Source organism: Burkholderia sp. Tr-20355 (assembly GCF_017104685.1).
GTDB lineage: Bacteria > Pseudomonadota > Gammaproteobacteria > Burkholderiales > Burkholderiaceae > Burkholderia > Burkholderia seminalis.
In genome coordinates this window covers 58057-80756 of the sequence record NZ_JAAGPK010000016.1, presented here as the reverse complement: position 1 = coordinate 80756, position 22700 = coordinate 58057, and the positions used below count along the sequence as shown (strand labels likewise).

At 68.6% G+C, this 22700-nt stretch carries 21 protein-coding genes and 1 pseudogene; 5 read left to right on the top strand and 17 right to left on the bottom strand.

The features are described 5' to 3' along the window. Positions 1–43 precede the first annotated feature (43 nt). The 3 genes from xylF to xylA all read right to left on the bottom strand — a co-directional run bounded on the left by xylF (position 44) and on the right by xylA (position 3982). Positions 44–1072, bottom strand: coding sequence for a D-xylose ABC transporter substrate-binding protein (gene xylF / locus G3N62_RS06825; RefSeq protein ID WP_059562535.1), 1029 nt, complete (start codon positions 1070–1072; stop codon positions 44–46). Between the two features lie 104 nt (positions 1073–1176). Further along, positions 1177–2655 (bottom strand): xylulokinase, encoded by a 1479-nt coding sequence (gene xylB, locus G3N62_RS06820; RefSeq protein WP_124670021.1) that lies wholly within the window; start codon positions 2653–2655, stop codon positions 1177–1179. Between the two features lie 4 nt (positions 2656–2659). Next, the gene (xylA, locus tag G3N62_RS06815; protein ID WP_049036408.1) at positions 2660–3982 is read right to left on the bottom strand and encodes a xylose isomerase; all 1323 of its coding nucleotides are present in this window, start codon (positions 3980–3982) and stop codon (positions 2660–2662) included. A gap of 264 nt (positions 3983–4246) precedes the next feature. Between xylA and G3N62_RS06810 the strand changes: the two genes are divergently transcribed. After that, complete coding sequence (locus G3N62_RS06810; protein WP_124608713.1) at positions 4247–5440, top strand: DNA-binding transcriptional regulator; 1194 nt, start codon at positions 4247–4249, stop codon at positions 5438–5440. A gap of 27 nt (positions 5441–5467) precedes the next feature. After that, entirely contained in the window at positions 5468–6556 is a 1089-nt protein-coding gene (locus tag G3N62_RS06805) for an aldose epimerase family protein (protein WP_124670022.1), read from the top strand. Between the two features lie 59 nt (positions 6557–6615). Here G3N62_RS06805 and yjfF read toward each other — a convergent pair whose 3' ends face one another. The 4 genes from yjfF to G3N62_RS06785 all read right to left on the bottom strand — a co-directional run bounded on the left by yjfF (position 6616) and on the right by G3N62_RS06785 (position 11289). Next, positions 6616–7704 carry a galactofuranose ABC transporter, permease protein YjfF gene (yjfF, locus tag G3N62_RS06800; RefSeq protein ID WP_124670023.1) on the bottom strand — a complete coding sequence of 363 codons (1089 nt, stop codon included), beginning with the start codon at positions 7702–7704 and terminating at the stop codon, positions 6616–6618. Then, a complete protein-coding gene (locus G3N62_RS06795; protein ID WP_049029265.1) occupies positions 7701–8741 on the bottom strand; it encodes an ABC transporter permease in 1041 nt (346 codons plus the stop codon). Before G3N62_RS06795 ends, yjfF begins: the two co-directional genes overlap by 4 nt. Then, a complete protein-coding gene (locus G3N62_RS06790) occupies positions 8738–10252 on the bottom strand; it encodes a sugar ABC transporter ATP-binding protein (protein WP_124608709.1) in 1515 nt (504 codons plus the stop codon). Before G3N62_RS06790 ends, G3N62_RS06795 begins: the two co-directional genes overlap by 4 nt. A 74-nt stretch (positions 10253–10326) precedes the next feature. Then, positions 10327–11289, bottom strand: coding sequence for an ABC transporter substrate-binding protein (locus G3N62_RS06785; protein WP_006405299.1), 963 nt, complete (start codon positions 11287–11289; stop codon positions 10327–10329). 490 nt (positions 11290–11779) lie between these two features. On the opposite strand from G3N62_RS06785, the gene G3N62_RS06780 reads away from it, so the two are divergent. Beyond that, entirely contained in the window at positions 11780–12826 is a 1047-nt protein-coding gene (locus G3N62_RS06780) for a DNA topoisomerase IB (protein WP_124670024.1), read from the top strand. A 166-nt stretch (positions 12827–12992) separates the two neighbouring features. Here G3N62_RS06780 and hutC read toward each other — a convergent pair whose 3' ends face one another. From hutC to G3N62_RS06735, 9 genes and pseudogenes are all read right to left on the bottom strand, one after another. Further along, positions 12993–13721, bottom strand: coding sequence for a histidine utilization repressor (gene hutC / locus G3N62_RS06775; protein WP_034191849.1), 729 nt, complete (start codon positions 13719–13721; stop codon positions 12993–12995). A gap of 49 nt (positions 13722–13770) precedes the next feature. After that, positions 13771–15264: a histidine ammonia-lyase gene (gene hutH, locus G3N62_RS06770; RefSeq protein WP_034191850.1), complete on the bottom strand. Its 1494-nt coding sequence runs from the start codon at positions 15262–15264 to the stop codon at positions 13771–13773. A 7-nt stretch (positions 15265–15271) separates the two neighbouring features. Beyond that, positions 15272–16063 carry an ATP-binding cassette domain-containing protein gene (locus tag G3N62_RS06765; protein WP_006405304.1) on the bottom strand — a complete coding sequence of 264 codons (792 nt, stop codon included), beginning with the start codon at positions 16061–16063 and terminating at the stop codon, positions 15272–15274. A 27-nt stretch (positions 16064–16090) separates the two neighbouring features. Next, positions 16091–16834: an ABC transporter permease subunit gene (locus G3N62_RS06760; protein WP_034191852.1), complete on the bottom strand. Its 744-nt coding sequence runs from the start codon at positions 16832–16834 to the stop codon at positions 16091–16093. A 12-nt stretch (positions 16835–16846) separates the two neighbouring features. Next, a complete protein-coding gene (locus G3N62_RS06755) occupies positions 16847–17569 on the bottom strand; it encodes an ABC transporter permease subunit (protein ID WP_124670025.1) in 723 nt (240 codons plus the stop codon). Positions 17570–17654: 85 nt separating this feature from the next. Next, entirely contained in the window at positions 17655–18515 is an 861-nt protein-coding gene (locus G3N62_RS06750) for a transporter substrate-binding domain-containing protein (protein ID WP_049035238.1), read from the bottom strand. Between the two features lie 636 nt (positions 18516–19151). Next, positions 19152–19379, bottom strand: a complete 228-nt coding sequence (locus G3N62_RS06745; RefSeq protein ID WP_124670080.1) for a hypothetical protein — start codon at positions 19377–19379, stop codon at positions 19152–19154. 15 nt (positions 19380–19394) lie between these two features. Then, on the bottom strand, positions 19395–19673 hold the full coding sequence (locus G3N62_RS06740; protein WP_124670026.1) for a DUF4148 domain-containing protein: 279 nt from the start codon (positions 19671–19673) through the stop codon (positions 19395–19397). A 352-nt stretch (positions 19674–20025) separates the two neighbouring features. Next, a pseudogene (locus G3N62_RS06735) lies at positions 20026–20217 on the bottom strand (alpha/beta hydrolase); the annotation flags it as partial. On the opposite strand from G3N62_RS06735, the gene G3N62_RS35895 reads away from it, so the two are divergent. Together G3N62_RS35895 and G3N62_RS06725 are read left to right on the top strand one after the other, a co-directional pair. Continuing rightward, on the top strand, positions 20204–20410 hold the full coding sequence (locus G3N62_RS35895) for a hypothetical protein (RefSeq protein WP_034191855.1): 207 nt from the start codon (positions 20204–20206) through the stop codon (positions 20408–20410). The pseudogene G3N62_RS06735 and the gene G3N62_RS35895 sit on opposite strands and share 14 nt — an antisense overlap. A 426-nt stretch (positions 20411–20836) precedes the next feature. Beyond that, positions 20837–21049, top strand: a complete 213-nt coding sequence (locus tag G3N62_RS06725) for a hypothetical protein (protein WP_241012961.1) — start codon at positions 20837–20839, stop codon at positions 21047–21049. A 295-nt stretch (positions 21050–21344) separates the two neighbouring features. On the opposite strand, the gene G3N62_RS06720 is transcribed toward G3N62_RS06725, so the two are convergent. Further along, the gene (locus G3N62_RS06720; protein WP_034191857.1) at positions 21345–22697 is read right to left on the bottom strand and encodes a TRAP transporter large permease; all 1353 of its coding nucleotides are present in this window, start codon (positions 22695–22697) and stop codon (positions 21345–21347) included. Positions 22698–22700: the final 3 nt, after the last annotated feature.

The following is a 22700-nucleotide window of genomic DNA, read 5'->3' as shown; positions in this document are numbered from 1 at the left end:
TGTGCGCGCGGACGCGCCGGTGGGCCGCCCGCGCACCGCGCCGTTACTGGCTCGCCAGCTGTGCCTGGGTATAGAAGCCGTCCTTCACGACGACGTCGACATTGCGCTTGGTCAGGAGCGTCGGCTGCAGCAGCACCGTGTCGACCTTCTTCCTGCCGTTGTCGTACTGCGCATTGAACGCGGGCTTCGTGCCCTTGGCGAGATCCACCGCGAGCTTCGCCGCTTCGCTCGCGATCAGCTTGAGCGGCTTGTAGACGGTCATCGTCTGCGTCCCGGCGATCACGCGCTTGACGGCGGCGAGATCCGCATCCTGCCCGGACACCGGCACCTTGCCGGCCAGATGCTGCGCGGCGAGCGCCTGGATCGCGCCGCCCGCGGTGCCGTCGTTCGACGCGACGATCGCATCGATCCGGTTGTTGTTCGCGGTCAGCGCATCCTCGACGATCCGCAGCGCGGTCGACGCGCTCCACTCCGGCACCCACTGCTGGCCGACGACCTTGATGTCGCCGCGATCGATCGCCGGCTTCAGCACCTTCAGTTGCCCTTCGCGCAGCATCTTCGCGTTGTTGTCGGTCGGCGCGCCGCCGAGCAGGAAATAGTTGCCCTTCGGCTTCGCGTCGACGACGCCCTGCGCCTGCAGTTCGCCGACCTTCTCGTTGTCGAACGAGATGTACGCATCGACGTCGGCGTCGAGGATCAGCCGGTCGTAGGACACCACCTTGATGCCGGCCTTGCGCGCCTCGGCCACCACGTTGCCAAGCGTCTTCGAATTGAACGGGACGATCACGATCACGTCCACGCCGCGCGAGATCAGGTTCTCGATCTGCGAGATCTGCCGCTCCTCGCTCGCATCCGCGGACTGCACGGACACTTTCGCGCCGAGCTTCGTGGCGGCGGCCACGAAATAGTCGCGGTCGCGCGACCAGCGCTCGACGCGCAGGTCGTCGATGCAGAAGCCGATTTCCGGCTTGTCCTTGCTCGCATGCGCGAGCGGCGCGCCCAGCGCGAGGACCGCCAGCGCGGCGGCGCCGGCCAGCGCATTCAATACGGTACGACGTTTCACGGATTTCATGTCTCCATTCCTCTCTTTATTGGACAACGTCACGAACGCCGGGCAGCCGCCGAAGCCGCTCGCCCATCGTCTTGCCACCGCGCGGCACGGCTTCGTGCGGCGCGTTACGCGCCTGCCGCGAACACCGGTTCGAGCGCCCGGTACAACGCGCGAAACGTCGGGCGCCGCGCGTCCCGATACCACGCGTGGCGCGCCATGTCGGGCTCCCGCACCGCGACGACGGGCGGCTGCGGGCACACGGCGTCGAGCGGCGCCTCCGGTTCGAGCGCGAGATGCGCGAGCCGCGCGGCGCCGAGCGCCGGACCGACTTCGCCGCCCGCGCGCAAGGTCAGCGCGCGGCCGCTCAGGTCGGCGAGCATCTGCGTCCAGTACGCGCTGCGCGAGCCGCCGCCGATCACCGTGATGCCGTCCGGCGCGAGCCCGGCCGCATGCAGCGCGTCGATCCCGTCGAGCAGCGCGAAGCCGACGCCTTCGAGCGTCGCGTTCGCGAGATCCGCGCGCCGCGTATCGGGCGTCATCCCGTAGAACACGCCCTTCGCGTTCACGTCGTTGTGCGGCGTGCGCTCGCCGCTCAGATAAGGCAGGAACCACGGGCGCTCCGCGCGCGCGTTGTCCTGCGCGTCGGCGAGCAGCGCGGCCACGCCGTCGTACCCGGCCAGTTGCGCGGTGAAATCGATGCAGCCGGCCGCGTTCAGCATCACCGACATCAGGTGCCAGGTGTGCGGCAACGCATGACAGAAACTGTGCACCGCCGATTCGGGATTCGCGCGAAACCCGTCCGACACGGCGAAATAGACACCCGACGTGCCGAGCGACAGCAGCGCGTCGCCGGGCCGCACGATGCCCACGCCCACCGCGCCGGCCGCGTTGTCGCCCCCGCCCGCGACGACCGGAATCTCGCGCAACCCGAGCGAGCGTGCGACGCCCGGCAGCAGCGTGCCGGCGATGCGGTTGCCCTCGAACACGGCGGGCACCTGCGCGCGCGACAGCCCGCATGCGGCCAGGAGCCCGTCGTCGTAGTCGCGCTTCGCGACGTCGAGCCACAGCGTGCCGGCCGCATCCGACGGGTCGGTCGCGAACGTGCCGGTCAACCGGTAGCGCAGATAATCCTTCGGCAGCAGCACGTGGGCGATCCGCGCGAATACATCCGGCTCGTGCCGGCGCACCCACAGGAGTTTCGGCGCGGTGAAACCGGGCATCGCCAGATTGCCGGCGACGGCACGCAACGTGGGCGCCAGCCGCTCGAGTTCCGCGCACTCGGCGTCCGCGCGGCCGTCGTTCCACAGGATCGCGGGGCGCAGCACGTCGCCCCGCGCATCGAGCAGCGTCGCGCCGTGCATTTGCCCGGTGAGCCCGATCGCGCCGATGTCGTGCGGATCGATGCCGGCCGCGCGCGCGTCGGCGACCAGCGCCGCCAGCGCACCGCACGCCGCGTCCCACCAGTCGCGCGGCGCCTGTTCGGACGAGCGCGGCCGCGGCCGGCTCACCGTCAGCGCCTGGCTCGCGCTGGCCCGCACCGCACCGTCGCGGTCGAGCAGCACGGCCTTCACGCCCGACGTACCGAGGTCGACTCCGATATACATGGCGTCAACGCAGCCCGTAGATGGCCTGGTTCACGATGTTCTCGAGCCGCTCCTGCCCGCCGCTCGCATGCTGCGGATTCACGCCGCGCGCGAGCGCGTCGGCGGCGAGCGACTCCAGCGTGTAGCCGCCCGCCAGGATCTCGCGGCCGAATGCGCTGTCCCACTGCGCGTAGCGCTGCCGGCGCAGCGCGTCGAGCCGGTCGTTCTCGACCAGCACGGCGGCGCGCTCCAGCGCCAGCGCGAGCACGTCGATCGCGCCCACGTGGCCGTGGAACAGGTCTTCCGGATCGACGCTCTGGCGGCGCACCTTCGCGTCGAAGTTCATGCCGCCGGTGGTGAAACCGCCGTGGCGCAGGATCTCGTAGAACGCGAGCGTCAGTTCCTCGACGCTGTTCGGAAACTGGTCGGTGTCCCAGCCGTTCTGCGGATCGCCGCGATTCGCGTCGACGCTGCCGAACACGTCGAGCGCGAACGCGTTCGCGATCTCGTGATGGAACGAATGGCCGGCGAGCGTCGCATGGTTCGCCTCGATATTCACGCGGATCTCGTTCTGCAATCCGTACTGCGTGAGGAAACCGTGCACGGTCGCGACGTCGTGGTCGTACTGGTGCTTGGTCGGCTCCTGCGGCTTCGGCTCGATCAGCAGTGCGCCGGTGAAGCCGATCCGGTGCTTGTGCTCGACGACCATCGACAGGAAGCGCGCGAACTGCTCGCGCTCGCGCACGAGATCGGTATTGAGCAGCGTCTCGTAGCCTTCGCGGCCCCCCCACAGCACGTAGTTCTCGCCGCCGAGCCGGTGCGTCGCATCGAGCGCGTGACGCACTTGCGTCGCCGCCCACGCGAACACGTCGGGATTCGGGTTGGTCGCCGCGCCCGCCGCGAAGCGCGGATGCGAGAACAGGTTCGCGGTGCCCCACAGCAGCCGGACGCCCGTGGCCTGCTGACGCTCGCCGAGGTAGTCGGTCATCCGCGCGAAGTTCTCGACGTACTCGCGCAGGCTGTCGCCCTCCGGCGCGACGTCGGTGTCGTGAAACGTGTAGAACGGCGTGCCGAGCTTCGTGAAGAACTCGAACGCCGCATCCGCCTTCTGCCGCGCCCGCTCGAGCGCATCGCCCGGCTGCTGCCACGGCCGCCGGAACGCGCCCTGGCCGAACATGTCGTGGCCCGGCCACACGAACGTGTGCCAGTAGCACACCGCGATGCGCAGATGCGCTTCCAGCGTCTTGCCGAGCACCTGCTTCGTGCGGTCGTAATACCGGTAGGCAAGCGGATTGTCCGATTGCGGACCTTCGTAGCGAATCGCGGGAATCTGTTCGAAATACGACATGGTGTCTCCGTGCGGTTTCTTGTTGCGGTGCGGCGCGCGGCGCGTGGGCACGCGGGCCGGATTCGATCTGGCTGGATCGTGCCCGTGCGCCTGCCCGCCCGCAATTGCGAAATTGCGCAGTACGCTTAACGTTTCTTGCCAGCACGCTGCGCACGGCATGCGTTCCGTCCTACAATCGCCGAACACCCAACCATCGCGCGGCACGCCCCGCGCCCCCGGAGACAACGGCGCGACGCCCCGCACGGCGCGCGCTTCGAGACCGAGATGACCCGCGCCCCTTCCAGCCAGACACCGCACCGCATCGCGCTGCTGTTCAACGCCAACAAGGTCTACGACCGCGAGATCATCAGCGGCATCGGCCAGTACCTGCGCTCAACGCGCGTGGTGTGGGACCTGTTCCTCGAAGACGATTTCCGCTGCCGGCTCGCCGGCATCGAGCACTTCGACGGCGACGGCATCATGGCCGACTTCGACGATCCGGCCGTGGCCGACGCGCTCGCCGGCTCGCCGCTGCCGATCGTCGCGCTCGGCTCGTCTTACGAGGATCCGGCGCAGTACCCGGACGGCGTGCCGTATATCGCGACCGACAACGCGAAGCTCGTGTCGCTCGCGTACACGCACCTGATCGGCGCCGGGCTCGCGCACTTCGCGATGTACAGCCTGCCCGTCGCGCAGCAGAACCGCTGGGCGCAGCAGCGCGAGCTGGCGTTCGACCGGCTCGCGCGCGCGGACGGGCTCGACGCGCCGATCTACCGCGGGCTGTCGACGAGCGCATCGGCCTGGAACCACGCGATCGAGCAGCTGATCGGCTGGCTGCACGCGCTGCCGAAGCCCGTCGGCATCATCGCGGTGACCGATGCGCGCGCGCGGCACCTGCTGCAGGCCTGCCTGATCGCCGGCCTCGCGGTGCCGGAACAGGTCGCGATCATCGGCATCGACAACGATCCGCTCACCCGCACGCTGACGCGCATCCCGCTGTCGTCCGTGATCCAGGGCACCGAGGAAATGGGCCGGACCGCCGCGCACCTGCTGCACCAGATGCTGCGCGGCGCGCGTTTTCCCGACCGGCGGATTCTCGTGCCGCCCGTCGGGATCAACGTGCTCGAATCGACGCGCCACCAGCCGCTCACGAGCCCGTACGTGATGCGTGCACGCCATTTCATCCGCCAGTACGCGTGCCAGGGCATCAAGACCGAGCAGGTCGCCGACTACGTCGGCGTGTCTCGCTCGCTGCTCGAGGAACACTTCCGGCGCGAACTGCAGCGCACCGTGCACCAGGAAATCCTGCGCCACAAGCTCGAAGCGGCGCAGGCGCTGCTCGCCGGCCGGCAGGCGTCGAGCGCCGAAGTCGCGATCCGCTGCGGGTTCACGTCGCTCCAGTACATGTACGCGGTGTTCCGGCGCGAACTCGGCTGCACGCCGCGCGAATACCAGGAACGCGCGATCGCCGCGCATTGAAGCCGCCTTTACCCATCGAATCCGCCCATGCATATCGATACCGACTCTCTCCACCGGGCGCCCGGCGCCGCACGCGTGCATGCCGAGCCGTGGGGCACGCTGCCCGACGGCGACGCGGTGCGGCGCTATACGCTGCGCAACGCGCACGGGATGCGCGTGGTCGTCAGCGATCTCGGCGCGACCGTCGTGTCGTGGCTCGCACCCGACCGTGCCGGACGCTTCGCCGATATCGTGCTCGCGCACGACACGCCCGCCGAATACGTCGATTCGGGCGTCTACCTCGGCGCGACGATCGGCCGGTGGGCGAACCGGATCGCCGGCGCGCGCTTCACGCTCGACGGCGTCGACTACCGGCTCGATCGCAACGAGCGCGACAACCTGCTGCACGGCGGCGCGAACGGCTTTCACCGCCAGCGCTGGGCGGTCGTCGACGATGGCGGCGGGCTGACGCTGCAGCTCGATTCGCCCGAAGGCGACGCCGGTTTTCCGGGCAACGTGAGCGTGCAGGTTCGCTACGCGCTCGACGACGACGGCACGCTGACGATCGACTACACCGCCGTCACCGACGCACCCACGCCGCTCAACCTGACGAATCACAGCTACTTCAACCTCAGCGGCCGCGCGGGCAGCGACGTACGCGGCCACGTGCTGAGCATCGACGCGGACGCGTTCCTCGAAGTCGACGACGCGCTGATCCCGACCGGCACCGCCGATGTGACCGGCACGGCGTTCGACTTCCGGCAGAGCGCGCCGCTCGGCGCGCGCCTCGACTGGCCGCACGCGCAACTCGCGCGGGCGCGCGGTTTCGATCACTGCTTCGTGCTGCGCGACGGCGCGCGCGCGGTCAGGCCGGTCGCGACCATCTACGATCCGGAAAGCGGCCGCGAGCTGATCGTGTCGACCGATCAGCGCGGCCTGCAACTCTATACGGGCAACTATCTGGACGGCGTGCGCGTGAGCGGCAGCACGCGCTGCGCGCGACACGCCGCGCTGTGCGTCGAGGCCGGCGGCTTTCCGGATCAGGTCAACATGGCCGACCTGCGCGACGACGTCATCGTTCAACCGGGCGCCGTCTATCGGCAGACCACGCAATACCGCGTCGGCGTTCGCGCATGACGCGGCGCGCGGCGTCGACCTGTCGAGCCGCCGCGCCGCACGCATTGTCGCGCGATCCGCTACACGCGCCGCATCGTCGCCGATACCAGCGCCGCATCCTCGCCCGTCCCGGCCGGCCGTGCCGCCGGCGCCGCATCGGCCGGCCGCGCACCGAGCCCCGTGCCGCCCGTGCGCCGCCGCGTCGCATGCCGCTCGATCACGCGCTGCAGCACGCAGAACACGCACAGCAGCGCGCCGATCACGATTCGCGTCCACCACGAACTCAACGTGCCGTCGAACGTGATCAGCACCTGGATCGTGCCGAGGATGCCGACGCCGAACACCGAGCCGATCACGTAGCCCACGCCACCCGTCAGCAGCGTGCCGCCGATCACGGTCGCGGCGATCGCGTCGAGCTCCATCCCCTGCGCCTGCAGCCCGTAACCCGACAGCACGTACAGCGTAAACACCAAGCCGCCGAGCGCCGAACAGAAGCCGCTCAGCGCGTAAACGCCGATCTTCGTGCGCGCGACCGGCAGCCCCATCAGCAGCGCCGAGCGCTCGTTGCCGCCGATCGCATACACGTTGCGGCCGAAGCGCGTGAAATGCGCGACGTAGATCGCGACGGCCAGCGTCGCGAGCGCGATCAGCGCGCCCGCGCTCAGCATCCCGCCGCCGACCGGCACGCTGATGCCCGCGATCGCATGGAACACCGGTTCGTTGATCGTGATCGACTGCGTCGTGATCAGGAAGCACGCGCCGCGCGCGAGAAACATCCCGGCCAGCGTGACGATGAACGGCTGCAGACGGAAGTAATGGATCAGCGCGCCCATCGCCGCGCCGTACAGCGCGCCGAACGCGAGCACGAGCGGCACGATCACCCACACGGGCCAGTGCAGCCGCTCGGCGCCGACCGCGCAGAAGATCGTTGTCAGCGCAACGACTGAGCCGACCGACAGGTCGATGCCGCCCGACACGATCACGAAGGTCATCCCGATCGCGACGATCAGCAGGAATGCGTTGTCGACGAGCAGCCCGGTCAGCACCTGCATCGAGAAGAAGCCCGTGTACATCACGGACCCGAAGCCGAACAGCGCGGCGAACAGCACGATCGTCACGACGATCGGCAGCGTGCGCGGATCGGCAAGCCGTGCGAGGAATCGGTTCATCGCGGCGTCGCTCCGGTGGTGGCGCGCGAACGCGCGGCAGGCAGCAGTCGCGACGCGAACCGGACGACGAGCGCACGCGCCGCGTCCGACTGGATCAGCGTCACGACGATCACGACGACCGCCTTGACGACGAGCGTCGCCTCCGGCGGCACGCCGATCGAATAGGTCGTGTAGGTGAGCGTCTGGATGATCAGCGCGCCGAGCACCGAGCCGGCGAGGCTGAAGCGGCCGCCGAGCAGCGACGTGCCGCCGAGCGTCACCGCGAGGATCGCGTCGAGTTCGAGCAGCAGGCCCGCGTTGTTGCCGTCCGCACTGCGCACGTTCGAGCTCGCGAGGATGCCGGCCAGCGCCGACATCACGCCCGAACACAGATAGACGCCGAACACGACCGCGCCCGAGCGCAGCCCGACGAGCCGCGTCGCGACCGGGTTCACGCCGATCGCGCGAATGAACAGCCCGAGCGCCGTGCGGTTCACCAGCAGCGCGGTCGCCGCGATCGTCGCGGCCGCGATCCACACCGCGCACGGCACGGTCGCGAGATAACCGCCGCCCAGCGCGAGGTAGCCCGGCGCGCCGATCGGGATGATCTGACCGCCCGTCAGCAGTTGCGCGACGCCGCGGCCGGCCACCATCAGGATCAGCGTCGCGATGATCGGCTGCATCCCGACGAACGCGACGAGCAGCCCGTTCCACGCGCCGGCCAGCAGCCCGACACCGAGCGCGGCCGCGAGCGCCAGGCCGACCCGCGACGGGTCCGCATCGAGCACGATCGCCGCGGCCGCGCCGGCAATCGCGACGATCGCACCGACCGAGATGTCGATCCCGCGCGTCGCGATCACGAGCGTCATCCCGAGCGACACGAGCACGAGCGGCGCCGCGCGGTTCAGGATGTCGATCGGCGCGCCGAACAGGTGACCGTCGAGCAGCGCGATCGACAGGAAACCCGGACGATACGCGACGTCGAGCGCCAGCAGCAGTACGAGCGTCAGCACCGGCCACGCGAGCGGATGACGAAACAGCGTGCGCAGCCGCGTCATGACTGGCCTCCCGCGATCAGCCGGTACACCTGCTCCTCGGAAGCGTCGGCGCCGGTCAGTTCGGCGACCTTGCGCCGGTCGCGCAGCACCGCGATCCGGTGGCTCACGCGCACCACCTCGCCGATCTCCGACGAGATGAACAGGATCGCGAGCCCGGTCGCGCACAACGCGAGCACGCGCTCCATGATGTCGAACTTCGCGGCGACGTCGATGCCGCGCGTCGGCTCGTCGAGGATCAGCAGCTTCGGGGCCGTCGCGAGCCAGCGCGCGAGCAGCACCTTCTGCTGGTTGCCGCCCGACAGCAGCCCGATCGGCTGCTCCGCGTCGCGCGCCTTGATGCCGAGCCGGGCGATGTACGTCTCGGCGATCTCGCGCTGCCGCGCGCGCCCGATCAGCCGCCACCAGCCGCGTCGCGCCTGTAGCGCGAGGATGATGTTCTCGCGGATCGACAGCGCGGCGACGATGCCCTCCTTCTTGCGATCCTCCGGACAGTACGCGATGCCGTGCCGGACCGCATCGTGCGGCGACGCGAGCCGCGTGCGCGCGCCGTCGATCTCGATCGCGCCGGTGTCCGCGCGCTCGGCGGCAAACGCCAGCTGCGCGGTTTCGGTGCGCCCCGAGCCGAGCAGCCCGGCCAGCCCGACGATTTCGCCCGGGCGCACGTCGAGATCGAGCGCACTCATCATCCCGCGCCGGCCGACCTGCTGCATAGACAGGAACGGCGCGGCGCCGCCGGCCGTGCGCTCGACGGCCGCCGCGCCGGCCTGCAGCGTGTCGGACATCCGCTCGCGGCCGGTCATCTTCGCGACCAGCGCATCGACCGGCAGGTCGCGTGCCAGATACTCGCCTTCGCGCTCGCCGTTGCGCATCACGGTGATCCGGTCGGACACCGCATAGGTCTGCTCGAGAAAGTGCGTGACGAACAGGATCGCGATGCCCGACGCCTTCAGCCGGCGCAGCACGTCGAACAGCCGCGCGACCTCGCCGTCGTCGAGGCTCGACGTCGGCTCGTCGAGAATCAGCACGCGCGCGTCGACGGACACGGCGCGCGCGATCGCGACCATCTGCTGGACGGCGATCGGATACGCATCGAGCGAGCGCGTGACGTCGAGCGACAGGTCGAGCTCGGCCAGCGCCGCGCGCGAGCGCGCATGGATCGCGTTCCAGTCGATCGCGCCGCGCCGCATCGGCTGCCGGCCCGCGAAGATGTTCTCCGCGACCGACAGGTTCGCGCACAGGTTCACTTCCTGGTAGAGCGTCTGGATGCCGGCCGCCTCGGCCTCGCGCGGCGCGGCGAAGCGCACCGGCCGGCCGCCGACGCGAATCTCGCCTGCATCGTGCGCATGCACGCCGGTGAGCACGTTGATCAGCGTCGACTTGCCCGCGCCGTTCTGGCCCATCAACGCATGGATCTCGCCCGGAAACAGCCGGAAGTTCACGCGCTGCAGCGCGCTGACGCCCGGAAACGACTTGTCGATGCCGATCATCTCGACCACCGGCGGACTCTCCATGCAGCCTCCCTCGAAGCGGTTGCGATCCTCGGGCGGCCGCGATGCGGCGGCCCGAGCCGGACCTGCCGGGCCGGTCAGTACTTGCGGGTCGGCATCACCTGCGCGGCGACGCTCATCGGGAACACGGTCTCGTTCGTGACGATGCGCTTGGGCAGCGTCTTGCCGGCGACGACGTCCTTCACCGCGCTCATCAGTTGCGGGCCGAGCAGCGGGCTGCATTCGACGTCGACGTTGATCTTGCCGGCGATCATCGCCTGGAAGCCGCCCTTCGTCGCGTCGAACGACACGACGCTCACGTCCTTGCCGGGCTTGATCCCGGCTTCCTCCATCGCCTGGATCGCGCCGAGCGCCATGTCGTCGTTGTGTGCGTAGACGACGTTGATCTGCTTGCCGTAGGTCTTCGCGAACGCTTCCATCACCTGCTTGCCGCCGGCGAGCGTGAAGTCGCCGCTCTGCGACGCGATCACCTTGAATTTGGGATTGTTCTTGATCACTTCGAGCAGGCCCGCGCGCCGGTCGTTGGCCGGCGCGGAACCGACCGTGCCCTGCAGCTCGACGATGTTGATCGGGCCCGGGTCGTTCTTGTAGCGCTCTTCCATCCAGTGGCCCGCGCGGCGCCCTTCCTCGAGGAAGTCCGAGCCGATCATCGTCACGAACAGCGACGGATCCTTCACGTCGACCGCGCGGTCGGTCAGGATCACCGGGATGTGCGCGGCCTTCGCTTCGGTCAGCACGGGCTCCCAGCCCGATTCGACGACCGGCGAGAACGCGATCACGTCGACCTTCTGCGCGATGAACGAGCGAATCGCGCGAATCTGGTTCTCCTGCTTCTGCTGCGCGTCGGAGAATTTCAGGTTGATGCCGGCGTCCTTCGCCGCGCTCTTCACCGACACGGTGTTCGCGGTGCGCCACGCGCTTTCCGCGCCGACCTGCGAGAACCCGAGCGTGATCGGCTTCTGCTGGGCGAACGTGCCCGGCGCCCATACCGTCGCCGCGGCGACGAGCGCACCGGCCGCCAGCTTCCTGATGAATGTCATGGTCCGTCTCCGATGATGTAATTGTCTGCCGCGGCGCTGTTCTGATTCTGCATGGCGCGAACGCGGTGCGGGGCCGGTGCCGGCCGGCGCGTTCGGCCGGCCCGGTCTGCATGCCCCGCATCAGTCTAGGAACAAGTCCGATAACCTTCCAATGAAATATTGGATTGAGGCGATATCGGAATCGGCATACGTATAAACACCTAAACGCACGCCCCGCCCGTTACAGCCGGCCCTGGCCGCGTTTGCGACGCACTCGCCCGCCACGCCATGTTCCGTTCGGCGAATCCGCCGAATGCCGCCTTCGTCATCGTGTGTTCGTTCGCACGCGTGGTATCGCGGCCGCAGCCGGGCCGGGATCGGCGCACGATTCTTGCTCCCCGGGGCTCGAACCGACGAACGACCAGGAGCAGAACATGCGTGCAGGATGTCCGCCCGGAACACGGCCCGGCGATACGCGGATCGGCACACGCGTCGATCGACGCGCCGCGGCATGACGAAACGCGCGACATCGCGGCCGAATGCGCGCATGCCCGGCGGGCCCCTGCGTCATGTCGACGACCGTCGCCCCGGCTATACGCGCCGGCGGCTCCGCCACGGCTTTGCCTATTACGGACCTGACGGTGCGCGGGTTCGCGACGCCGAAGAAATCGCCCGCATCGACGCGCTTGCGATTCCCCCCGCGTATACCGACGTATGGATCTGCATGGACCCGCGCGGACATCTGCAGGCAACCGGCCGCGACGCGCGCGGGCGCAAGCAGTATCGCTATCACCCGCTGTGGCGCGAGACGCGGGACGCGAACAAGTACGCGCGGATGGCCGCCTTCGCGCGGGCGCTGCCGCGCATCCGCGCGCGCGTCGCGCGTGATCTGGCGTTGCCGGGCATGCCGCGCGACAAGGTCGTCGCGACGATCGTCCGATTGCTCGACACCACGCTCGCACGGATCGGCAACGCCGAATACGCGCGGGAAAACGGCTCGTACGGGCTGACGACGCTGCGCAAGCGCCATTTGAAGATCCAGCCCGGCCAGGTGCGGCTGCGCTTCGCCGGCAAGAGCGGGATCGAACACGACGTGACGGTCGACGACGCGCGGGTCGCGCGGATCGTGCGGCGCTGCGCGGAGCTGCCCGGTCACGAGCTGTTCCAGTACGTGGACGACGACGGCGCGCGCCATCCGGTCGGCTCGTCCGACGTGAACGACTACCTGCGTGACGCCGGCGGCGCCGATTTCACCGCGAAGGATTATCGGACCTGGGCCGGCAGCGTGCACGCACTCGGCTTGTTGCGGCGCGTGGAGCACCGCGGCATCACGCACGCGCGCAAGCAGATCGTCGAGACCGTGCGCGCGGTGGCGGACCTGCTGCGCAACACGCCGGCCGTGTGCCGGCGCTGCTACATCCATCCGGCCGTGCTGGACGCCTTCGAGGCGGGTGCGCTCGCCGCGCTCGCGGTCGAGCGGACGCCGCGCGGCCTGCGTGCGGACGAAGCGGCCTTCGTGGCGGTGCTCGGCGCCGTCGGCCGGCGCGCGGCGAAATGACCGTGCGCATCGTGCCGCCGCCCGTTTAGCGACCGGCACTGCCCGGAACCCGTGTCGTCTTCAACCGGGTTCCGGGCGCATGACCGACAGCCGGATCTGCCCGTTTCCCCGAACTCGTTCACATCACAGGCCCGCACGACGCCGCTGCATGCCAGCCCGGCCGCCCCTAGACGCGGCCCGCCAGATGAAACCGCGATGCCGGATGCCAAAGCTGCACCGACGTCGCGACGTGATCGCCGACCCAGGTGCGACGCCGCAGCAACAGGCACGGCTCGCCGATTTCCATCACGAGGTGCCGACGCACCTGCGCATTGGGCTTCTCCGCGTAGATCCTGAACTCGGCACGCTGGATCGGTGCCAGTCGCACCATGTAGTGATTCGGCGTCTCGAGCGTGAAATCCTGCTCGAGATAGTCGGGAAACAAGACCGGATTGACGTAGCGATCCTCGAACTGGATCGGCTCGTCTTCCTCGAAATGCACGATGCGCGAGTGAAATACCGGCCCCGACCGCAGCCCGAGCGCATCGATCGCTTCCGGGTCGACGCTGCGCTCGATCAGCAGCACCCGCGCGCTGTGCCGATGGCCCCGCTCCGCGATCTCGTCCGCGATGTTGCGGATTTCGAGCACCGTCGATTCGTAATGCCGGCGTTCGACGAACGTGCCGGCTCCCTGGATGCGGGTCAGCACGCGCTCGGCCGTCAGTTCGCGCAGCGCGCGCGACACCGTCATCCGGGCCACGCCGAATTCCTTGACCAGTTCGGCCTCGGTGGGAATCGCGCCGCCGGGCTTCCAGTCGCCCTTCGCGATCCGTTCGACCACATAGCGCTTGATCTGCTGATAGGCCGGCAGTGCACGCGCCGGCCGGGCGGAAAGTTCGCGTTCCGTTTCGTTCATGCGCCCTCGACCGAATGAAAATTGGATGATTCGCCGCGCCCGGTCATCGTCACTGCAACGACGGCGGCACGCCCGCGACGATGCCTGCCGCGATCGCGATATCGTCCGCGAGCGGCCGGTCGTCGTGATACGCCGGCACGCGTTCGCGCACCTGCCGCCACAACGCATCGGTCGACGCGGCCCGCCCCGTTTCGCCCGATTGCAGGTCGTATGCCTGCGCGGCGGCCAGCAGCTCGATCGCGAGCACGCGCGTCGTATTCTCGATGATGTCGAGCGCCTTCAGCGCGGCCGGCGTCGCATGACACAGGTGATCTTCCTGCAGCCCCGACGTGATACCGCCGTCGAGGCTCGCCGGCGCCGCGAGCCGCTGGTTCTGCGCAACCAGCGCGACCGCCGTGTACTGCGCGATCATGAAACCGGAGCAACTGCCGCCCGGCGTCGCGAGAAACGCCGGCAGCCCGCTGACGAGCGGATTCACGAGCCGGTCGAGACGCCGCTCGGCGATCGCCGCAACCTGGGCCATCGCGGCCGCGAGGCTGTCCATCGCGAGCGCGATACCCGCACCGACCGCATGGGCCTGCGAATGCGCGACGGGTGCCTCCCGCGTGCCGGCGACGATCGGATTGTCGGTGACGGACGCGAGTTCGCGATCGACCACCTCCGCCGTCACGGCGAACACGTCGCGCGCCGCGCCATGCACGTGCGGAATCGTGCGCAGGCTGAGCGGATCCTGCGTATGCCGGCCGCTCGCCGCGCACAGCATCCCGCTGCCCGCCAGCAGCGCACGCAAGCGCGCCCCGACCTGCCCGATGCCCGGCGAAATCCGCAGCGCGAGCGACGCCGGATCGAATGACGCGAGTTGCCCGCCGAGGTTCTCGAAGCTCATCGCCGCGATCCAGTCGGCCCAGTCGAGCAACCGTTCCGCGCGCGCGAGGGCGAGCGCGGCCAGGCCGGTGACGCACGGTGTGCCGTTGACGAGGCTCAACCCTTCCTTCGCGCCGAGGACGAGCGGCTCGCGACCGATACGGCGCAGCGCCTCGTCGCCGCGCATGCGCTCGCCGCGATGGCGCGCATGACCGTGACCGATGCAGACGAGCGCGACGTGCGCCATATGGGTCAGGTAGCCGACCGACCCGTGCGCCGGCACTTCGGGCAGGCAATCGTGCTCGAGCAATGCGACGAGCTGCTCGACGACGTCGACCCGCACGCCTGAATACCCGTGCACGTAATTGTTGATCGCCGCCGCGATGATCGCGCGCGTTTCCGCCGCGCCGAGCGGCACGCCGACGCCCACCGCGTGGCTCATCAGGATGTTGCGCGACAGCTCGCTCTGCTGGGCCGGCGATACGATCACGTTGCACAGCGCGCCGACCCCCGTGTTGACGCCGTACGCGCGAATGCCGCGCGCGACGATTTCGTCGACGAGTTCGCGAGCGGCGACGACGCGCGCGCGGGCGTCGTCGGTCAATGCCAGCGGCGCGCCTGCCGCCACCGCCGCAACCTGGCGCCAGTCGAGCGGCCGTGCCGCGCGGAATACGGTCATGACGGCCTCAGTTGGTGGTGCGGTCGTGGTGGCTCGACACGAATTGCCGGAAGCGCTCGGAGGTCTGGCCGCCGAAGACCGCGTCGGGCGTCCCGTCCGTGTCGACCTCGCCCTGATGCAGGAACATCACGCGATTCGACACGTGCCGCGCAAAACCCATTTCATGCGTGACGACCAGCATCGTGCGGCCCTCTTCCGCGAGCGAGCGCATCACGCGCAGCACCTCGCCGACCAGCTCGGGGTCGAGTGCCGACGTCGGTTCGTCGAACAGCATTACTTTCGGATGCATCGCGAGCGCGCGGGCGATCGCGACGCGCTGCTGCTGCCCGCCCGACAGGTGGGCAGGATAGTAGCCGCGCTTGTCCGCGAGGCCGACGCGCGCCAGCAGCGCCTCGGCCTCCTCGACCGCTTCGGCGCGGCTGCGCTTTTGCACGCGCAGCGGCCCTTCGACGAGGTTGTCGAGCACCGTCATGTGCGACCATAGGTTGAAGTTCTGGAACACCATGCCGAGCTGCGAACGGATCCGGTCGACCTGGCGGCGGTCGCTCGGGTGCAGCTTGCCGTCGCGCGCGCGCTTCATCGCCAGTTGTTCGCCCGCGAGCGCGACCGAGCCGTCGTCGGGGGTCTCGAGCAGGTTCAGGCAGCGCAGGAACGTGCTCTTGCCCGATCCGCTCGCGCCGAGGATCGAGATGACGTCGCCCTCATGCGCGTCGAGCGAAATGCCCTTCAGCACATGATGATCGCCGAACGACTTGTGGATGTTCTTGACCGACAGCGCAACGGGAGCAGCGGTGTTCATCGAATTCTCCAGGAAGGAATGGCGCGCTCAGGAGGCGACGCGCCGGGCATTGCGGGCCGACGCGGGCGCACTGGACGGCTTCGGCGCACGCAGGTGCGCCGAGAGCCGCCATTCGAGCGCGCCGAGCAGGCGCACGACGATGAAGTTCAGGCCCAGATAGATGACGGCGGCGCAAACGAACACTTCGGTCGTCCGATAGGTTTGCTGAATGATCTGCTGCGCGACGCCCGTCACCTCCCACACGGTGACGAGGCTCGCGAGCGCGGTCGACTTGACGAGCAGCACGGCCTCGGTCGAATACGCGGGCAGGCACTGGCGCAGCGCGATCGGGCCGATCACGCGCCGCAACAGCGCGAAACCGGACAGACCGATCGAGTAACCGGCTTCGATCTGCCCGACCGGCACGGCCATCAGCCCGCCGCGCAGGATCTCGGCCGTGTAGCCGGCCGTGCACAGCGCGAGCGACAGGACCGCGCAGACATAAGGTTCGCGCAGCAGCGGCCACATGAAGCTCTCGCGGATCACGCCGAACTGGCCGAGCCCGTAATACACGAGAAACATCTGGATCAGCAGCGGCGAGCCGCGAAACACCAGGATGTACGCGCGCGCAAAACGGTTCGGCAGCCAGTGCGGCGACACGCGCATCGTGACGATCACGAGCGACAGCAGGCCGCCGAGCACGAGCGACGCGAAGAACAGCCCGAGCGTGGTCGGCACGGCCGCGAGCAGCTGGCGCAGCGTATCGAGGAGAAAGCCGAAATCGATGGACATGCGCGTTCTCCGTCAGTTGCGCGCGAAATTGCGGCGGAACGACCGGCCGACGATCGCTTCCGCCCGGTTGAACACGCGGTTCGACAAGCCCGTCATCAGCAGGTACAGCGCACCGCCCGCGACGAAGAACACGAAGTACTGGTGGGTCGAATTGGCGGCGATCTGGCTCGTGCGCAGCAGCTCGGCCAGGCCGGTGACCGAGATCAGCGCCGAGTCCTTCAGGCTCAATTGCCATACGTTGCCGATACCGGGCAGCGCGAAGCGCAGCACCTGCGGAACCAGGATGCGGCGCAGCACCATGCTGCGGGGCATGCCGATTGAGCGTGCCGCCTCGAGCTCGCCCTTCGACACCGCGAGCACCGCCGCGCGATAGACCTCCGCCTGGTAGGCGCCCGAAATCATCCCGACCGCGAGCGCGCCGATCACGAACGGCGGCACGCCGATGAATCCGTCCGCGCCGAACCACTGGCCGACGGCCGTGACGAGCGTCGAGCCGCCGAAGTAGAACAGATAGATGACGAGCAGTTCGGGCACGCCGCGAAATACCGTCGTGTACAGGTCGCCGAGCAGCCGGGCGCTGCGGTAGCGCGACAGCTTGGCCGCCGCGATCGCCGCGCCGATCACCGCGCCGACCGCGAGCGCGGCGAGCGTCAGCGCCACCGTCATCAGCGCGGCGAGCAGCAGCACGCCGCCCCAGCCTTCGGTTCCGAAGCCGAGCATTTCAAGAATCGCCATGCGTGCCTCCCGGCAAGCGTTGAGTGAATCGGCAGGATGCCGGCCGCCGCGCGTGTCGCTTACGCGGCGGCGGCCCAATGCGCGCTTACGGCGTGACGTCGGTCTTGAACCACTTGTCGGCGAGCTTCTTCACCGTGCCGTCCGCGAGCGCCGCGCCGATCGCCGTATCGAACTTCGTCTTCAGGTCGGCATCTTGCTTGCGGAACGCAAGCCCTTCGCCCGGCCCCCAGATCGGCCCGCCGAGCTTCGGACCCGCGAGCACGATCGACGCGTTGTCCTTCTTCGCGTTGTTCGCCGCGTAGTACGTGACGTCGTCGAACGATGCGTCGATGCGCCCGGCGACGAGGTCGAGATCGCGCTCGGGGGAGGTCTTGTACACGCGAATCGACGCGATGTCCTTGAAGCTGTCGTTGATGAATTTCGTGTAGACGGTGCCCGACTGGATGCCGATCGTCTTGCCCTTCAGCTGCTTGCGCAGCGCGTCGACGGTGGGCTTGTCGGCATTGGCGTCGCCCGTCAGCTTGACGATCGGCGCGCCGGGCGCGGCCTTCGGCAGGATCTTGGTGTCGGTGACGGCGAACGTCGCGGGCGTCGCCGCGTACGGACGCGAGAACAGCAGGATCTTTTCGCGGTCCGGCGTGATGGAAATCGCATCCATCAGGATATCGAACTTGCCGGCCTGCAGGCCGGGGATCATCCCGTCCCAGTCCTGCGCGACCATGTTGCACTGCACCTTGATCCGTTCGCACACGTTGGCGAGCAGCTCCGGTTCGAAACCGCCCAGCTTGCCGCCGGGCAGCGTGAGGTTCCAGGGTGCGTAGCCGCCTTCGAGCGCGACCGTCACCGTTTTCCATTCCTTGGCCTGCACGGGAGCCGCGAGCGTTGCCGCCGCGGCCGCGATGATGCCGATCGTCCTGAGTGCCCAGTTGATGCGCTTGCCGTTCACGAGATTTCTCCTTGCGTTGAAGTTCGCCATCCCTTCGGTGCAGCAAGCCGCCTCAGGAATTTGTCTATACAAGCATGCAAGAAGAAAAACGGCGATACAAGCGATGATCAAAAAAAACCGGGGAAACGCGGGAAATCCCCTAATTTCAAGGCTTTCACGTGCCCCATCGAAGAGAATTCGGGCACGGATTTGGTGCAGTTAGTGCAGATCAATCACAAGGATGACTAGACAAATTCCGGATTCGATCGGCATCGCCGCTGCCGCGCGACGAGCCATTTCCGTCGATCCGATTCGCTATGCGCGCGCGATTGAAAGCAGCGGGTCGCCGGGGCTGACGTCACGCGTCGAATGTGCGCCAATGCTCACCCCGTGTATCAACACGGCTTCGATCCGGTGCCGCTCGTTGTCGGGTTGTGTGCAAGCCGATGCGGAGCGGTCCGGGTTCCCGAAGGTGGAAGCCTGAACCGGCCCGACTGCAAATCCTTCGATCGCTCGATCGGCTTGCGCTTGCCGATCGATCCGGCACGGACGACATCGCGTACCGGACGGCACATCCGTGAACAGGCTTCCGGAAAACCTCGGCAGCGGGCATTTCAATCCCGGTATTTCGTTGCACTCGCCCGTGAATGGCCAGCTTCACGTCCTCCCGTTCGGCATGGGCGCACCCGCGTTGCCGTCACGATGGTCCGGGGCCGATGCGGACCGGCATTGCGCCCCATCAGGCGCGCGCGTCGGGTTCAGTTCACGCAGCACGCTGGCGCGGCTGCCGTCGTCATTCGGCAATTGGGGCTGCCCGCGCGCGAACGCGGGCGCGACCGCCGCCGCGAGCAGCGCGGCGATCGCCAGTCGGGAAAAGCTTTTCATCACCCGACTCCCCGCTTACTGCGCGCTGGCGGCCGGTACGGACACCGACGCGGTCGCCGTGCTCTGCTCGCCATGCGCGATCGCATAGAGCTCGCGATTGCGCGCGATCGTCTGGGTGCTCGGCGGATAGTCCCAGTTCGACGTCGGCACGGTGCCGTCACGCTGCGCCTGAACGAGATCGGCGATCACGTCGGCGCGGGTCGGACCCAATGACGACGTCTGTGCGAAAGCGGCCATCGGCGTGCCGATGGCGAGGGCGAGCAGCGCGGCAGCTGCGATCAATCTGCGATTCATGATGAAACTCCCCAGAACGGTTCGATGAGGACGCATCGTCGATGCGCCGCCGGCGGAACCGCGGATGCGATTCGCCGCCTGACGCTTTCATTCTGGTGATCGCGACCGGCACGACGCTGACGCCCGGATGACAATCCTGAAATCCGCCGCATCGCGCGCAGGTTCACGACGACGGTAATCGACCTGCGCGGGCTGGCCGATCGGCGGCGGTACCCGAACGCGCGTCAATGCGAAACCGGCATCCGCCCACAGGCGGCCAGTCCTTCGTCACGCCGTCCGCCCGGGCGCGGCCGGCCAACGTCGGCGTGCTGGCCGAGTTCTTCGTCGCGAGGCTGACCGCGACCGGGTGGCGCGCCGGCAGCGTGTCGGGCCGCCCGAAGATCAGCCGGCCGAGCGGGACGATCGACTGCCGCAGCCGGTCGGCGGGCAGGCTCGCGAGCGCAGCGCGAGACGCGGCAGGCACCGGGTCCACGAAATTGACGTCCGGACGGAAGCACGGCGCCACGATCGCATCGAGGAGCGGCGGCACGATGCTGCCGGCCGCGCAGGCGTGCTTCGAGAATGCGGCGCCCGCGCGCCGCCCGTTCGACCATGGCGCGTTCTTCGCGACCGGCATCTTCGTGATGGCGTTGACGGCGATCGGCCTCGACTCGACGACCACCGCGATCGCGTCGCTGCGCGAACGCAATACGTTCAAGCTGTACGTGTGCTTACCCGTCTCGCGCGGATGGCGATGATCGCGCTGCCGGCGCTCGTGCTCGTGACGGCCGCGCGCAGTCGCTCGCGGCCGCCGAACTCGCGTGCAACGTCACCTACTACCCGCTGCCGTTCTTCAGCGATCTGACGATCCCGATGCACGACGCGTCGCCACGCTGTTTCGACGAAGGAAAGACACCAATGACATCGAGCAATCCCATAACCGGCTACCTGCTGCACGCAAGCAACCTCCTGCCCGCGATCGTGCTCCTGTTCCACGGCCGGCTCCGCCCCGAACAGCCGGACCTGCGCGGGACGCAGGCATTCCTGATCGGCGGCATGCTCGCGCTCGTGCACGGCGCCTGGCCGATCCGTCGCGCGAAACGCAACAGCATCGCGATCGGCATCGACCTGTTCTTCGTGATCGGCGCGGTGCTGGCGCTGGTGTCGCCGGCAGGTAGCCGTCTGTGGGGCGACTGTGGAGCGAGGAACTCGGGCTGGCCGCGACGCCCGTCCGCGTGCTGGTGGTCGGCATCATGCGTACCGCGTGGCCGGACGGCGGTTTCATCGACGGCACGTTCGTCGACCATGCGCGTGCACGTTCGCTGTCGCTCGTGCTGCTCGCCGTCACGGCCGTCGCGCTCGCGGTGTCGATCACGATGCGGCACAGCCCGCTGTAGGGCGGCGTCGGGCCGGTCAATATCGCGTACGCGCAGCGGCAGCTTGCCGCCGCCGTCCCGCACGCCGTCGACCCGCCGGGCCTGATCGGACGGGTCCGCTATTGACACGCCGGTTCGCGGCGCCACGGAGAATGTCGCATGACGTTTCGACAGCCGCGCGGCCCGGGCACCGCGTCCGAACCGGTCGCCGATCCCCGGCTTGCCGGCATCCGGGCCACGCTGTCCGATTCGGGGCGGTCGTGAACGTGCGCGGCGTGGCTGACGTGATCACGCCGCCGCCGCGCGATCACGCGCGTCAGAACACCGCGTGCCCGCTGATCAGGCTCGGCAGCCAGGTCGAGAAAAACGGCATGTACGTAACGATGTTGATCGCACTGAAGATCGCGAGGTAGTACGGCCACGCCATCTTCGTGGTCTCGCCGATCGACACGTTGCCGATCGCGCAGCCGACGAACTGCACCGACCCGATCGGCGGATGCACGAGGCCGAGCGAGCAGTTCAGCAGCAGCATGATCCCGAACTGCACCGGCCCGACGCCGCACGCCATCGCGATCGGCAGGAACAGCGGCGTCGTGATCAGGATGTGCGCGGCCATGTCGACGAACGTGCCGAGAAACACCTGGATGATGTTGATGTACAGCAGCATCAGCCACGGCGCGGCGGTCGACTGCTTCAGCAGCCCTTCGATCGCATCCGGAATCTCCAGGTACGACATCTGGAAGCGCAGCATGTTGGACACCGCGATCAGCAGCAGCACGACACCCGTCGTGCGCGCCGCATGCGACAGCGCGCGGCGCAGCTTCGCGGCCGTCAGCGTGCGGTAGACGAGCGCGGTCAGCACGAGCGAGTACACGACGGCGATCGCGGCCGCTTCGGTCGCGGTGGCGATGCCCTTCGCGACGCACACGAGGATGATCGCGATCACCATCAGCCCGGGCACCGCGCCGACGAAGCTGCGCAGCACCGCATACCAGCCGGGAAACGCGGGCAGCGCGGACGAGCCGTCCTCGCGGCGCGGGTAGCCGTGACGCACGGCCTGCCAGTACGCGGCGGCGAGCACGAAGCCCATCACCCACAGCACCGGCAGCAGCCCCGAGAACAGCAGGTCGCCGATCGACACGCCGCTCACCGGCTGGCCGTGCAGCATGCCGGTGATGCCCTGCGCGGCGAATGCGTAGATGATCATGTTGGTCGACGTCGGCATCAGCGCGCCGGCGAGCGACGCGTGCGTCGTCACGTTGACCGCGTACGCGGCGCTGTAGCCTTCGCGCTTCATCAGCGGAATCACCACGCCGCCCATCGCGGACGTATCGGCGGTCGGCGAGCCCGACACGCCGCCGAACAGCGTGCACGCGACGACGTTCGCCATCCCGAGGCCGCCGCGGAAATGGCCGACGGTCGCCTGCGCGAAGCGCAGGATCCGGTCCGCGATGCCGCCGTGCAGCATCAGTTCGCCGGAGAAGATGAAGAACGGCACCGCGAGGAACGAGAACGCGTTCATCCCCGAGATCATCGCCTGCATCGCGGTCGCGATCGGCAGGCCTTCGACCATGTAGGTCAGCACGCAGGCTATCCCGAGCGCGAACGACACGGGCACGCCGAGGACGAGAAAAATCAGAAAACTGACGGACAGGATCGCGAGTTCCATGGC